A 15,526-nucleotide genomic window follows, 5' to 3' on the forward strand; every position below is an offset into this window, starting at 1 on the left:
CGAGGGCATAACCAAGTAAGGTGGATAGGTAAGATGTTAAAAAGTTTCTTATATGTAGTTTTGAAGGTACATATTTTATATAAAATAAACATTAACCTGGAATGAGAGGCACGTCTGAAAGAGTAATCTTTTGGACGTGTTTTTGTAGTAGAATAGGAGAAAGTAATGAAGCAGTTATATACCAGATGGGGAGAGAGATTGGATTCGGAGCATATTTTACAGGAGTATCCACGTCCTATTTTAATCAGGAATACAGATTATACGATATTAAATGGAGAGTGGGAATATACATTTACGGAAAACAGCGAAAGACCTGTAGAGTATGGTGGTAAGATTTTAGTGCCATTTTCACCGGAATGTATACTATCAGGTGTAGCCAGGCAGCTGAAGCCTGAGGAGTATCTTTGGTATAGAAAAGAAATTTTGTCCGAAAGATGGAATGTAAAGACTGAAAGAAGGCATATGCTGTTACATTTTGGAGCGGTAGATCAGATGTGTAAAGTTTTTGTGAATGATACCCTGGTGACAGAGCACATAGGAGGATACCTTCCATTTTCTGCTGATATTACAGACTATATATGTGAGGGGAAGAATGAGCTTGTTGTTATGGTTCAGGACGATTCTGACACTTCTTATCATGCCAGAGGGAAGCAAAAGCTGGAGAGTGGCGGGATGTTTTATACGGCCCAGAGTGGAATCTGGCAGAGTGTTTGGCTGGAGGAAGTATCAGACAAATGGGTAAAACATATAGATACAAGGATTAAGAAATATGTTGAGAAAGAAAGATCAGAAGGCTGTTTAGAGACTGTAAAAATAGAAATATATGTCGAATCCAACAAAATTAATGAAAAAATTCCAGTGGAAATTGAGATTCGTTTTCCTGAGATTTATTCAGATTCTGGAAGTAATTTGACGGAAACAGAATCATTTTTACAGAGGCTGCCGGAAGTAATGATGACAGTACAAGGTAAGACGAATTCATGGATTGAAGTGGAGATACCAAATCCGAAATGCTGGAATTGTGAGAAGCCATATCTTTATTATATGCATGTCAAGATGCAAGGATACAGACCTGGAAATGTATGTGTAGATGAAGTAGAAAGTTATTTTGCAATACGAAGATTCGAGATAAAGAATGATAGACATAATATTCCGCGTATGTATTTAAATGGAAAGGAACATTTTCAAAAAGGTGTATTAGATCAAGGGTATTGGCCAGACGGTTTGTATACGGGACCTTCAGATGAAGCATTAATCTTTGATATTTGCGAAATGAAGCGAATGGGATTTAATATGGTAAGAAAACATATTAAGATTGAACCGGAGCGATGGTATTATCATTGTGACCGTTTAGGCATGATTGTATGGCAGGACATGGTCAATGGTGGTGAAAGGTATCATCATTGGTTTGTAACATATCTTGCAAATGTGATGTCATGGCCGGGATTAACAATGAAAGACAATCATTCCAGACTTCTGTCTCGTCAGAATCAAGACGGAAGAAATGAATTTGTTCGTGAAGTGAAAGAAACTATTAAGTTGCTAAAGAACCATCCGAGTATATGTACCTGGGTAATTTTCAATGAAGGCTGGGGACAATTTGAAACGAAGAAAATTACAGATATGGTAAGAAATCTGGATCCTGGGAGTATGATTGATTCAGCAAGCGGCTGGTTTGATCAGGGAACGGGAGATTTTCAGAGTGTACATAACTATTTCTTTCCATTAAAAGTAAAACCGGAAAAAATCCGTGCAGCGGTATTAAGCGAATATGGTGGTTTTACATTTGGAGTGGAAGGACACGTAGCATCGGAGAAAAAATATGGTTATGGAAGTTATAAGACTGTTTCAAAGTACAAAAAGGCATATGAACAACTTGAGGATAAGGTGATACATTTAAAAGAGAAAGGGCTGTGTGGCTGTGTATATACGCAGTGGAGTGATATCGAAGATGAGATTAATGGAATTTATACATATGATCGGAAAATAAATAAACTCGAAAATGACGTATCAGATGTAAGATAAAGAAATCCCTCTGGAATATATCCATCTTTAAGATGAAATATTTCAGAGGGGTTTTTCTATCTATAAATGCCTTATGTGCATTTCGAAACGAATTTACTGGAGTATTTTGTGTATTTTAAATCAGATGTGTACTTTCCAATTTTTCTGTAAATGCATCATTTAACTTGATGACTGGTTTCCTGAGGATCAGACCGAGCAACAATGCCGGAATCAGGAAGAGTGCCAGTTTTCCAAGTTCAATCCAGTAGTTCATGCCATAGAAACCGGCGATACATTCACGCATAGCGTTCATGCTGTGTACAAATGGAAGTAAAGGATATACTTTCCGGAAAAATTCCGGCGCACACTGAATTGGGAAAGTTCCACCACTTCCGGCTACCTGCATGACCATCAGCACAACTGCGATTGCTTTACCGATATCTCCAAAGGAAACAGTCAAAGCGTAAATAATGTTTACATATACAAGACTGCTAAAGCATCCTGCCAGTACAAATAATACAGGATGTTCACATTGGATGCCCAGGAAATAAAGATCGCCAAGACAGATCAATGCGCTCTGTAAAAATCCTATACAAAGGAGAAGAAGAATGCGTCCAATATATAACTGGTGTTCTTTCGGATTATTCAATTTGTGCTTTAAGTTGTCTGAAACATTTACTTTTAACATGGCAGCCATTACAACTGCGCCGACCCAAATCGCGAGTGTTGAGTAGAATGGAGCCATAGCAGATCCATAGTTCTCGATAGGGTAAATATGTGTTTCATTAAGCTTGACCGGTGATGCAAGGAATGAACCAATTGCCTCCGGATCCTCAGAGAGAAGGCTGGTCAGTAATTGAATGCCGTTGTCATCGGAAGATAGCATTGCAGTTGCTGCATTAGACATTTTACCGGATGCTTCATTTAAAAGAGAAGCGGAATCTGATAAAGCTTTCTGTACCTCTGTGAGATTTCCGGCTGCAGAGCCTGTCACCCCGGAAATGTCTTTCAGACTGTTATCTAACTGTCCAAGCAGTGAAGTAATAGAGCTGCCTGTGCTAGTCAGATCATTTGCCAGATCATCCAGACTACCCTTAACATTGTTTTCATAATCTTTTTTCACAGTACTGATTGAAGAATTACTCTGGGCGATCAAGCCGTCAATATTGTTCTTTAATTCGGTTGCATTTGCAGTTGCGGAAGTAATACCAGTAGCTGCATCGTTAATGGCATCACGGATTGCTTCTTGAGAAGCTTTCGCTTTCTGAATATTGCCGATTGCCTGCATAAGCATACCTTTTAAATTTGGCTCAGTAATAGAGTCAGCAATTTGGCTCAGCGAGTTTTCCAGTGACTGGTAACCATCTATCAGATTCTGCACACGTCCACTTACGGCATTCAGTGCATTTGCACAAGCCTGTGCGTCTGAATTATAGGAATCCAGTGCATTTCCGACACAGGTGGATACCGCACTGTAGAAGGAAGCGCTCTGTGAAAGTGCCTGGTTGATGGAATCGGTTGTTCCTGTTAAAGCTGAATTCAGGGAATCAATACCATTTCCAGCCACGCCCAGAGCATTTACACTGGCTTTTGTACCGGAACCGGACTGACTTAAGAATTCTGTAGTGGTATTCAACATAATTGCCGCAGAATTTGCCATATCGGAAAATGCCTGTACAGTGCCGGCAGCAGAGGATAAGTCTGTTGAAATCTGCGCCAGTGCGGCTGAGAGGTTGTCGGCGATTGTCTGATCATCGGTCTCGTCAGCAACGTTATTAACAAGCTGAAAGGCTTCTAATGCGGTCTGGGATACCGTCTGTACAAATGTATCATTAATTTGCTGCTGTACGGCATTTGCGCCTTTTACGGTGACTTTCGGGGCAATTGCGTTTTCCTTTTCATTGATATAATATTTGATTTCAGGATGTGTTACATTGGATGTGAAAATACTCATCATGTCTTTACTGAAATCTTTTGGGATTACGATTGCCGCATAATATTTTCCGGATTTTACTCCTTCTTTCGCTTTCTTAGCACTTGTAAATGTCCAGTCAAGCTGCGAGTTACCTCTAAGAGTTGTAAGAACCTGATCTCCAAGGTTAAGGTTTACTGAGAGAAGTTCACCACTATAACCTTCATCAGAGCTTGCTACAGCAACTTTTAAGTTTCCTGTATTTCCGTATGGATCCCAGCTCGCAGCGATATTGAACCACGCGTAAAGAGTCGGAATAACAGTGATTCCCATAATAACGATCATGGCAATGACATTTTTATGGATCTTCTTTAAATCATACTTAAAAATGCGAAGAATATTTTTCATGATTATTCATCCTCCTTTCCACGGAATTTTTTCACCATCTCATCAAAAGACATACCAGCCAGCTGTTGTTGCTCGGCGAGTCTTGTGTGAATGAATTCTACAATAATAAGCCATGTTGCGATGGCGATGATAGATATGATCCAAAGAACCAAAAATACAATTTTCGATTCCAGACTGAACATCAGTATCAGGAAGATCAACGGAATAATAATGATCGCAAGGAAACCATAGCGAATCATTTTCCGATAATTCTGTTCAAAATTCTGAGCTTTCTCAGCGGTCTGTGTACGTAAGTCGTCTTGTGAAAGAGAGGCTTTTAAAAGCATAGACAACTGAGCGCTCCTGCTTAATTGATCATCTGGTTCTTCGCAGACCATAAATTCTGTTTCAGACAGCTTCAGGTCGAACAGGCGGTTCAGTCCTGCCAGAAGAGGTCTTATTCCCAGTCCGATTAAAAGTGCAATCGGAACGTAGCAGAGCAAGATTAAAAGGTTGTGGATATAAACACTTCCATACATGCCTGCAATTGCTTCACGCATAGCAGCAACTCCATAAGTGAATGGAAGAAGCGGGTGTATTTTCTGGAAAAATACCGGTGTCATTTCAATCGGATAGGTTCCGGAAGATCCTGGAATCTGAAGAATGACAAAGATTACACATAACGCTTTTCCAATATGCTTAAATGTCAGTGACAGAGCATAAATAATGTTGACATATACAAAGGAGCATACAAGCCCGGTCAGTACCAGCGCAAATGGGTGACGGCACTGAACGCCTGGAAGAAATACATCTCCGACACATACGATCAGTCCCTGGACAAGACCTAGCAGCATGTATAAAAGCCAGCGCCCAAAATACATATTTGTGGCACTGTAAGAACGCATGGATCTGTCACGGTCCACTTCCATTTTGAAGATAGCAATCAGGACGATTCCTCCAACCCAGATTGCCAGGTTCGAATAGAATGGTGTCATGGAAGAACCGTAGTTTTTAACAGAATAGTAAGTTTCTGTATTCACATTTACTGGAGATGATACGAATTCAGCAATCGTATCGGAATCAATGCCTTCTAAAGAGGTAAGCTTCTGGAATGTCTCAGAACTTGTAATCGCATTGATGTCGGTACGGACGTTGTCCAGTCGGTTGATTACGGCATTCAGAGAGGACTGTGTTCCATTCAGTACGTTGTTCAGTTCTGTGAGGCTTGTGCCAAGCTGTGTCAGAATACTGTTTAACTGCTCAGTGGTAGCAGGTACACCGTTCAGTATTCCGTTCAGTTCACCTGTCAGACTGGAAAAAATATCCATAGTCTGATTTAACTGTGGAAATACGTTCTCATCAAGAGAGGTACGAAGACTCTGAATACCACTTAAGTTTGCTTTGTTGATTGTTTCCAACTGTGAAAGTGTATTGGTTGTTGTGGAAAGTGCGTTGCTAATACCATCGTTTCCGGCAGTCAGGCTGCTGATCAACTGTTGATTGCTCTGGTTCTGCTCGGAAAGTTTTGCGAGAGCAGAGTTGATTGTATCGGACTGTGCCGGTAATTGTGAAGCAAGCTGCTGCAGTGTTGCAATGACTGATGCATTTGTAGTATTAATCTTATTGGCATAGGCTAAGGCGTTTGTTACATCACCGTTAATTGCTTCGGCTTTTTTACCGAGATCACTAATTCCACTGGAAGCCTGGCCATAAGCCTGTTCAATAATACTCAGACCATTTGAAATAGACTGGGATAATGCGGAAGTGAAGCCTCCGGTAGCTGTTCGTGTCTCCTTTAATACGCTGTCTGCATCGGAAAGTGCATTTGCACCGGAAGTTGCTGCGTCGCCTAAAGCAGATGTGGCACTTTTTGCGTTATCGATCAAAGTCTGTGTACCACCGACACTGGAATTGAAGGAATCCAGAATCTTTTGGTACTCGGCAATATTATCATTTACTTTGTCAAGCATTGACACAAGATCAGAATTGACAGTATCGATAGTACCGGCCAGGTCAGTAACAGACTGCTTTAATACATTTGAAACCGATTCAGATGCAATGGATGAAAAGGTATTGTTGATTTGAAGCTGGATTGTGCTGGCACCACTGTCTGTGATTTTTGGTGCAATTGCATTGATTTTTTCATTAAGATAATAATCCAGTTTCGGAGTCTCCATCTTGCCGGAGAGGATACTCAGAAGAGAACTGCTAAAATCTTCCGGAATTACGATTGCCGCGTAATATTTTCCGGATTTGACTCCTTCAACAGCATTTTCTTCATTCGTAAAAGTCCATCCGAGTTGATCATTTTCTTTTAAATTTTTAATAATTTCATTCCCGGCATTGATTGTAAGATCATTGCTTGTTGCATCTTTGTCGTTATTGGCAACGGCTACTTTAATGCCGGAGGTGTTGCTGTATGGGTCAATATTGGCTGCAATATTGAACCAGGCATACAGAGAGGGGATAATACATACGCCGATCATGACCAGCACGGCAGCAGGACTGCGAAGCAGACGTTTCATGTCCCGGCGGAAAATCCGAAATGCGTTCCTCATAAGTAAAATGCTCCTTTTGTGTAAATATTTTTCTAGTAATAGATACGATGTTGATTATCTTATCAAAAAGTATTATATTAAGGAAGAAAGTGATTTACAACCGTTAAAAGGTTAAAAAGTGCTGATTAATAGACAGAAAATATTAAAAATGTTGCATTATATCAATATGTTATAAAAATTTAACATTATAATGAAAGAAAGAGCAGGAAACATATGCAGAAGAAGACAGACCGCCGGGTCCGCAAGACAAAGACCCAGCTTAGAAATGGGCTCGCCATGCTTATGAAGGAGAAAAGTGTAGGTGAGATTACAGTAAAAGAATTGGTAGATCAGGTAGATATTAACAGATCTACTTTTTATTTGCATTATCCAGATATATCTGGGCTGTTGTATGAGATTGAGAATGATCTGGCAGAGGAGATGGAACGTGCGATCAGAGAGCATCCAATTGAAAAGCGAGAGGATAATGGATTTTATTTTCTTCAGGACATATTTCAAGTGTTAGACAACAATCGAGAGATTGTTTCTGCTTTGGTCGGACCTTACGGAGATATACGATTTATTCAGAAAGTGGAAGTTATTCTGGCAAGAAACAGCAGGGAAGTGTTAGAGCAGATGTTTCCGGAAAAAAGTGATCAGATGGATTACTTTTATGCATATTGCCTGAATGGCTGTCTTGGATTTGTAAAGACCTGGCTTGCCGATAAAAAGTCCTGTACACCAGAGTTCGCAGCAGATTTTATCTATCGAATGGTGGTCAGTTCTATGCGTGCTTTTTGTGAAACTCGTGAGGAAGTGTAGGAGTATACAATGCACTCTTAGTGAAATGTAACAAAAGAGCTTTCCCTATTTTGGTACATTCTTTTATTGACGGGAAAGTGTCAAAAGGATATAATTGAATTATCAAATGTAAGAGCTTACAAGGACGGTAAATGCCTTACGATTTTTTTTAAAATTAAAATGTAAGCGTTTACAATTCGTAAAGCATTTCAGTTCGAAAAGTTCTTCGTTGCGTTAGGAAGATGGCTGAAACAAGGGATCAGGAAAGCACAGGTTATCAGTCAGAGATCCTAGTTACAACAAAATATAGAAAGTGAGGACAAGCAATGAAAAAGAGGTTATTAGCAGTATTACTGACAGCAGCTATGGTACTCGGAATGACAGCTTGCGGATCTAAATCCAATAGCGGAAGCTCAGACAAAAAAGAAGAAGCTCAGTCAACCGATGATATCAAAGAGTGCACAATCAAGTTCCAGTATTGGGCAGATAACACAGATTATTCTTCCCTGATGCAGGACATCATCAAGAAGTTCAACGAGGAGAATAAGTACGGAATCACTGTTGAAGGTGAAGAAGTTCCTTGGGATGGTGGAGGATATTCCAACACACTGTTCAACGCAGCTATGGGTGGTGGAGCACCGGATGTAGCAACCTTTAAGCTTTCCGCAACACCGATGTTCACAAACAATAACCTGCTTGCAGACTTAACACCTTATGTTGATGCATGGGATAAGAAAGATGACATTTCTGACAACATCTACGACGTAATGAAAAAGGCAGGCGGATCTGACGATTCACTCTATCTGATGCCATGGAACATTCAGGTACTCTATGTATACTACAGACCATCAATCTTCAAAGAGGCTGGTATCACAGAGACACCTAAGACATACGATGAGTTCCTTGAAGACATTAAGAAATGTACAATGGATACAAATGGTGATGGAAAGACAGACGTATACGGATTTGGTATGCGTGGTGCTTCCGGTGGACAGGAGCCATGGGGAAGTTTCATCTATGGTGAAGGTGGAAGCTTTGATGATCTGACATCTGATGCATCTGTACAGGGTATGCAGGACTTCATCGATCTGTATAAGAACGGATATGTTCCGGAGTCAGCTACGAACGATGGATTCAACGAGACAGTTGCTAACTTCAAGTCTGGAAAGACAGCTATGTTCATACATCATATTGGATCTTCTAAAGGTATGGTAGAAGAACTTGGTGATGATGTTGATGCATTCATCATTCCAAAAGGAAAAGGACAGTGGACATCCATGGGAGATACAGAGACTGTAATGTTCGATTCTTGCGAGAACAAAGCAGCAGCATTTGAGTGGATGAAATATCTTGCAACAGAAGAAGGACAGGAAATGTGGTGTGAAGGAACAGGACAGGTTCCAGTAAGCCAGACTGTTCAGCAGGAAGATTACTTCCAGAATGACAAATTCATGAAAGTATCTATGGAAGGTGTCGATATTGCGGGTACAGTTCCGGTAAAAGATACAACAACTGAGTGGATCAGTAATTGGCCGGCAACAATTTCTCAGGCTCTGACAGGCGAGATTACAGCTAAAGAGTGTATGGATAAGCTGGACAAAGCTCTTAACGAGTAGAAACTAGATTTTGTAACAACTAGATAATAATTGATTTATGGAACTGCCTTGTCAGGCAACTGGCAGGGCAGTATGATTGAAAGGGAAAGAACACGATGGTAAAAAAGAAAAGTATCTATCCATATTTATTGGTAGCACCTGCTCTGATTATCATTTTGTGCGTAGTATTCATTCCGGTTATTAATGCGATTGGAATGAGTTTCCAGAGTTATGATTTGAGAAGACCGAATGACATTGCGTTTGTCGGACTTGCAAATTACATCGCGGCATTTAAAGATGCGCTGTTCTGGAAAGCACTTTGGAAGACGATTCTCTGGGTGGTATTTGGCGTTGGATTTCAGTTTGTATTTGGTTTTATACTGGCGTTGCTTCTTAACAAGAAGTTCAGAGGCCGCGGTGTTGTCCGTGCAGTCAGCCTGATTCCATGGGTCACACCTGGTATTTTGATCGGTCTTATGTGGAGATGGATGTATGACGGTAACTATGGTGTACTCAATGACATTCTTCAGAAATTACACATAATTAATAAGAGCATACCATTTTTAGCACAGACGAATACAGCATTTCCAGCAGTTGTAGTAACGATTATCTGGCAGGGAATTCCATTCTTTGCACTGATGATTCTTGCAGGACTGCAGGGAATTCCAGGAGAACTTTATGAAGCAGCCGACATGGATGGCGCGACAGGATTCCAGAAGTTATTTAAGATTACAATTCCAAGTATTAAGAATACAATCTTTATCACAGGACTTCTGAGAATTATCTGGGTTGCAAACTCAGTCGATGTTATCTTCAACATGACGGAAGGTGGACCGGCTTATGCAACACAGACACTGAGTGTATATGTGTTTAATAAAGCTCAGGCATTGAACTTAGGATACTCATCAGCAATGGCAATCTTGCTTGCACTTGTACTTTGCCTGGTTGCAGTTCCGTATTTGATCTTTACATTTAGAGAGGAGGATAAGTAGTATGAAGAGGGAATCATTCTTAAAGAGATTTTTAACAGTATATCTCCCACTGATCGTAATATTACTTTTCATCCTGTTCCCGTTTTATTGGACATTTATTACATCTATAAAACCGGACACAGAGTTATACGGAGCAGTTACATACTGGCCAAGACAAGTTCAATGGGAGAACTACACGAAACTGTTTACTACAACAGTAAATTTCCTGGCTGCCATGAAGAATAGCTTTATTGTTGCGGCAGTAACAACAGTTGTTTCTCTGACAGCATCAACATTAGCATCATATGCGTTTTCAAGATACAGATTTGCAGGACGTAGAGCGATGATGGCATTGTTTTTAAGCAATAATATGTTCCCTACGGTATTGCTTTTAATCCCATTATACTCTATAATGAGAAATCTGGGGTTACTTTATACTCCATGGGCTCTTGTACTCGCATATACAACGTTCACACTTCCATTTTCTGTATGGTTGCTGAATGGATTTTTTAACGACTTGCCACTATCACTTGAAGAAGCAGCATTGGTTGATGGATGTAATAGAAGGATGGCATTTTTCAAGATCATTTTACCTATATTAGGTCCTTGCCTTGTTGCCACCGGTGTATATATCTTCATGACATCATGGAACGAGTATACATTTGCGGTAATGTTTACGAACAATGCGACAAGAACAATACCTGTAGCACTGAAGAGTCTGATCGGTCAGCTTGGAGTTGACTGGGGTCTGTTAACAGCAGGTGGAATTATTACAATCATTCCAGTATGTATCATGTTCTTCTTTGCACAGAAGAGATTAGTTGAGGGATTAACAGCAGGAGCTGTTAAAGGTTAATATAAGGAGGAAGAAAAATGAATTACGAGAAAAAAGCAAAGGAATTGCGCCAAGAGATATTGAAGAGTTTATTTGCCTGCCAGTCAGGTCATCCGGGCGGATCATTATCATGTGTTGAGATTCTTATGGCTCTCTACTATGATGAGATGAAGAATCTTGATCCTAAGGATCCTAAGAAAGCAGACAGAGACCGTCTCGTATTAAGTAAGGGACATGCTTGCCCTACATTATATGCAATCCTGGCAGATCTGGGATATTTCCCGAAAGAGGATCTGGCACACCTTCGTCAGATTGACAGCCATCTTCAGGGACATCCGGACTGCAACAAGACTCCAGGTGTTGATATGAACACAGGATCTCTTGGACAGGGAATGTCTCTGGCAACAGGACTTGCTCTTGCAGCTAAGCATGCAAAAGCCGACTACAAAGTATATGCAGTAGTTGGTGATGGCGAGTGTCAGGAAGGTATTGTATGGGAGGCAGCTATGGCAGCAGCTCATTACAAACTTGATAACCTTTGCGTTTTACTTGACTATAACGGACTTCAGATTGATGGAACTAACGATCAGGTTATGGGACTTGGAAACATCGTTGAGAAGTTTAAAGCCTTCGGTTTCGAATGCTTTGAAGTAGATGGACATAACATCGAAGAAATTGACAAAGCAATTGAGGCTCCAGTATCTGGTAAGCCAAAATTCATTTGCTGCCACACAATCAAAGGTAAAGGTGTATCCTTCATGGAGAATCAGGTAGGATGGCACGGAAGACCGTTGAAACCAGAAGAGTTCGAGACAGCTATGAAAGAATTGGAGGCGTAAGAAGATGGGAAAATCATTAAGAGTTGCTTACGGAGAAGCATTAGTTAAATTAGGACAGAAGAACGATAAGATCGTTGCATTAGATGCAGACCTTGCACATGCAACAATGTCAGCTACATTTGCTGAGGCATTTCCAGATCGTTTCTTTAACGCAGGAATTGCAGAGTGTAATATGATGGGTATGGCAGCTGGATTTGCTCATACAGGATACATTCCATTTGCAAGCACATTTGCTCTTTTCGGAACAGGAAGAGCTTATGAGATCATTCGTAACTCTATTGCATACACAAACACAAATGTTAAATTTGGATTATCTCATTCAGGACTTTCAGTAGGAGAGGATGGAGGAAGTCATCAGTCTATCGAGGATGTTGCTCTTATGAGAGAGATGCCGAACATGACAATTTTTGTACCATGTGATCCTACAGAGATGGAGAAAGCTGTATTTGCAGCAGCAGAGATTGACGGACCAGTTTACATCCGTGTTGCAAGACCTGTTTGTGAGGATATCACAACAGAGGATACACCATTTATCCCGGGAAAAGCTAACATCTTAAAAGATGGTAACGATGTTTGCATCATCACAATGGGACTTATGGTACCAATCGCATTAAAAGCAGCTGAGATGCTTGAGGCAGAAGGAATTTCTGCAGCAGTTGTTAATATGCACACAGTAAAACCTATCGATGCTGAGACAATCCTTGCTATGAACGAGAAGTGCAAAGGTATCGTAACAGCTGAGGAGCATTCTGTGATTGGTGGACTTGGATCTGCTGTAGCAGAAGTCCTTGCAGGACATGACGGAGCTAAATTCGAAAGAGTTGGTATCCAGGATAAATTCGGAAAATCCGGTAAACCAGATGAACTGTTTGCAGCTTATGGACTTACAGCTGAGAACATCGTTGAAAAATGCAAAGCAACATTAGCATAAGAATCTGATCAAATTCATTTTATTATATAAAAGGGAGATAAGAATCATGGAAATTTTAAATTATTCATTTGACGGGGAAGGAATGCAGAGAGTATTCGAGAACGAGAAATGGACAGTTGGTATCAAAAACTGGAAACCAGCTAACGACATCACAGGAATCAACAATCTGGAGCGTCACAACAAGACTGATGAGCTTTTCGTACTTGTTGCCGGATCTTGCACACTGATCTATGCAAATGAAGTAGAAGGCGGTCTTGATATCAAGGCAGTTAAGATGGAGCCAAACAAGGTTTACAATATCCCAGCTACACTGTGGCATAACACAGTAACATGCAAGGATACAAAGATGATCCTGATTGAGGACTCCAACACATCCATGGACAACAGCGATATTTTAGATCTGAAGGAAGATCAGATTGCTGCTATCAAAGCTTTAGTATAGTATCTTACGTAATGCATTAGCTGCATCGCGACAATAAAACAGGCTCTCTACGACATAATTATGCGAGATTATGTGTTGAGAGCCTTTTTTGTAAAAAAATCCAGACAATTTTGCAATAAATGAGAATATTTATGCATTTATCGGTATTTTATACAATAAGCTTGATGCGGATATTTATAGAAAATTATAAAGGAGGTCGGAAGAAGTGTACAATTTAAAATTTGGCTGTCAGTCCTATCCATGGAAGATGGGAAAGCATTTTGGTCAGTTGCCGAGAATGCTTAAAGTGGCAGCAGAGGCAGGATTTCAGAGCATTGAGTGCGAAATTGACATGCTTGGAACATGGTTCCATGACCCGGAAGGTGTGAAAAAACAGCTTGAGAAATATAACATGGAATTTGCGGCACTTGTTCTTCATCAGGATTGGAATGGCATGGAGGAGACTGCGGAAGAAGCAGCGTTAAGCCGTGAAGCAATTGAATTCGTGAAACATTTTCCAAATGCCAAGATTATGCTGAGTCATCATGCAGGAAATGTACCTAGAGGAGAAGGTGAAGCATTGGCAGAAAGAAGAAAATGTCTGATCAACTGCATGGCATCTGTAGCGGCTGAGGCAGCAGAGGCAGGAATCGTATGTTGTTTCCATCCGAACAGTGCAAAGAATTCGTTGTTTCGTACAGAAGAAGATTATGAAGCCATGTTTGAGTTGATTCAGCCGACTGCTATTGGCTGGGCTCCGGATGTAGGACATATTGAGAATGGTGGTATGAGTGCAATTGAACAGATGAAAGCACACAGAGATCTGATCCGCCACGTACATTTTAAAGACCGTATTGCTCAGAATGAATGGGCTGTTATGGGAGAAGGAAAAATTGACTATCCTGCAATTATCAAATATCTGGCAGAGACAGGATACCTTGGCTGGATTATGGTGGAAGATGAAAGCCCGCGTGCAGAGACAGACAGTGACGGGGTTGTTGCTGAGGACGGAAAATATATGTGCCGGCAGATTCACAGGTAAGCAATCAGACAGAAGCAGACTTTGCTGGAAGAAGAGATATTTCAGTAAAGATACAAAAAAGTTTTTTCTCAGGAGGAAAAGAGACTATGAGTATGCATACAGTTGCGGTAATGGGTCTCGGAGTCCGTGGTAAGATTCATCTTCACGGGCTTCTGGAAAATCCAGATTATTATAAAGTAGTAGGCCTTTGCGATATTGATGAGCCTAAGATGAAAGCAGTTGCTGAGGAATACCATCTGGACGATGTACCACTTTTTACGGATGCAGAAGAGATGTTAAAGGAGACAAGACCGGAAATATTTGTATTTGTTACATATCCAGATCTCCGGCTTTCTGTCATTCAACTGGCAGTAAAATACGGTGTAAAAGGAATTTCCTTTGAAAAACCGATGGCTGAGAGTCTTCAGGAGGCAAAGAAAATTGTAAAGTTGTGCCATGATAACGGAATCAAAGCAGTTGTTTGTCATCAGCAGAAATATCTGTCCCAGATGCAGACACTAAAGAAACGTATTGAGGACGGCGAAATTGGCGAGATCACAAAGATACATGTAGAGTGTCAAGCCTGGTTCAGCCAGCTTGGAACACACTATGTAGACTATATTCTCTGGGCGAATGGTGGACATCGTGCAAAATGGGTATGTGGACATGTACACGGTCCGATTTGTCTGGATGATAACCATCCGGCACCAGATTACCTGCTTGGTACTATGGAACTGGAAAATGGAGTACATGCTTATGTAGAGTGTGGATATCTTGCAGAGGCTCACAACCCACCGGAATATGGAAGCAGTGATAATCGTCTGACTGTTTATGGTAAAGAAGGTTATGTATATGCTGAGACAGACGGGTTCTGGGGAGCATGCACAAAGGCTACAAATGGTCGTCTGATAGAAGGAAAGGATCCAGGCTGGAGAAACCATCAGCAGATTCCGATTCAGACACCTTACTATACAGAGTTTGCAGAGTGGATGGAGGATGATTCAAAAGTTCACAGCTGCAACATTGATACAGCATATCACGGATATGAAATTCTGGAAGGAATGTGCCTGTCAGCACTGAACAATGTGCGTGTAGACCTGCCGATTCAGGATCTGGACTATGAACCGGTATTTGACCGCATGAGAAAGGATCTTCCAGAGTGCGACAGCCGTAAGATGTACATTTATGATGGCAAGACACCACGTAAGGAGCGCGACTAGCCAAAAGGAATATTCAAAGGTCGGTTAAGAGTAGAAAAAGCAGAAAGTGCAG

Annotated in this window: 12 protein-coding genes; 10 read left to right on the forward strand and 2 right to left on the reverse strand. The window is 40.8% G+C overall.

Annotated elements, in window-relative coordinates; all coding sequences use genetic code 11:
• Nucleotides 1-165 precede the first annotated feature (165 nt).
• Nucleotides 166-2,025, forward strand: a complete 1,860-nt coding sequence (locus LI164_RS07740) for a glycoside hydrolase family 2 protein (protein WP_005335295.1) — start codon at nt 166-168, stop codon at nt 2,023-2,025.
• A 115-nt stretch (nt 2,026-2,140) separates the two neighbouring features.
• On the opposite strand, the gene LI164_RS07745 is transcribed toward LI164_RS07740, so the two are convergent.
• On the reverse strand, nt 2,141-4,324 hold the full coding sequence (locus LI164_RS07745; protein WP_005335301.1) for a YhgE/Pip domain-containing protein: 2,184 nt from the start codon (nt 4,322-4,324) through the stop codon (nt 2,141-2,143).
• A 2-nt stretch (nt 4,325-4,326) separates the two neighbouring features.
• Nucleotides 4,327-6,861, reverse strand: coding sequence for a YhgE/Pip domain-containing protein (locus tag LI164_RS07750; protein ID WP_040015639.1), 2,535 nt, complete (start codon nt 6,859-6,861; stop codon nt 4,327-4,329).
• Nucleotides 6,862-7,074: 213 nt separating this feature from the next.
• Between LI164_RS07750 and LI164_RS07755 the strand changes: the two genes are divergently transcribed.
• The 9 genes from LI164_RS07755 to LI164_RS07795 all read left to right on the forward strand — a co-directional run bounded on the left by LI164_RS07755 (nt 7,075) and on the right by LI164_RS07795 (nt 15,474).
• The gene (locus tag LI164_RS07755; RefSeq protein ID WP_005335314.1) at nt 7,075-7,662 is read left to right on the forward strand and encodes a TetR/AcrR family transcriptional regulator; all 588 of its coding nucleotides are present in this window, start codon (nt 7,075-7,077) and stop codon (nt 7,660-7,662) included.
• 305 nt (nt 7,663-7,967) lie between these two features.
• Complete coding sequence (locus tag LI164_RS07760) at nt 7,968-9,257, forward strand: sugar ABC transporter substrate-binding protein (protein ID WP_005335315.1); 1,290 nt, start codon at nt 7,968-7,970, stop codon at nt 9,255-9,257.
• Nucleotides 9,258-9,352: 95 nt separating this feature from the next.
• Entirely contained in the window at nt 9,353-10,228 is an 876-nt protein-coding gene (locus LI164_RS07765; RefSeq protein ID WP_005335317.1) for a carbohydrate ABC transporter permease, read from the forward strand.
• A 1-nt stretch (nt 10,229) separates the two neighbouring features.
• A complete protein-coding gene (locus LI164_RS07770) occupies nt 10,230-11,063 on the forward strand; it encodes a carbohydrate ABC transporter permease (protein ID WP_005335318.1) in 834 nt (277 codons plus the stop codon).
• 17 nt (nt 11,064-11,080) lie between these two features.
• Entirely contained in the window at nt 11,081-11,881 is an 801-nt protein-coding gene (locus LI164_RS07775; RefSeq protein WP_005335319.1) for a transketolase, read from the forward strand.
• A 4-nt stretch (nt 11,882-11,885) separates the two neighbouring features.
• Entirely contained in the window at nt 11,886-12,812 is a 927-nt protein-coding gene (locus tag LI164_RS07780; protein WP_005335320.1) for a transketolase family protein, read from the forward strand.
• Nucleotides 12,813-12,858: 46 nt separating this feature from the next.
• Complete coding sequence (locus LI164_RS07785) at nt 12,859-13,254, forward strand: hypothetical protein (protein WP_005335321.1); 396 nt, start codon at nt 12,859-12,861, stop codon at nt 13,252-13,254.
• A gap of 205 nt (nt 13,255-13,459) precedes the next feature.
• Nucleotides 13,460-14,275 carry a sugar phosphate isomerase/epimerase gene (locus LI164_RS07790; protein ID WP_040015640.1) on the forward strand — a complete coding sequence of 272 codons (816 nt, stop codon included), beginning with the start codon at nt 13,460-13,462 and terminating at the stop codon, nt 14,273-14,275.
• A gap of 86 nt (nt 14,276-14,361) precedes the next feature.
• Nucleotides 14,362-15,474: a Gfo/Idh/MocA family protein gene (locus tag LI164_RS07795; protein WP_040015710.1), complete on the forward strand. Its 1,113-nt coding sequence runs from the start codon at nt 14,362-14,364 to the stop codon at nt 15,472-15,474.
• Nucleotides 15,475-15,526: the final 52 nt, after the last annotated feature.

This window comes from Dorea sp. 210702-DFI.3.125, assembly GCF_020560945.1.
In the GTDB taxonomy this organism is placed as follows: Bacteria; Bacillota; Clostridia; order Lachnospirales; family Lachnospiraceae; genus Dorea; species Dorea formicigenerans.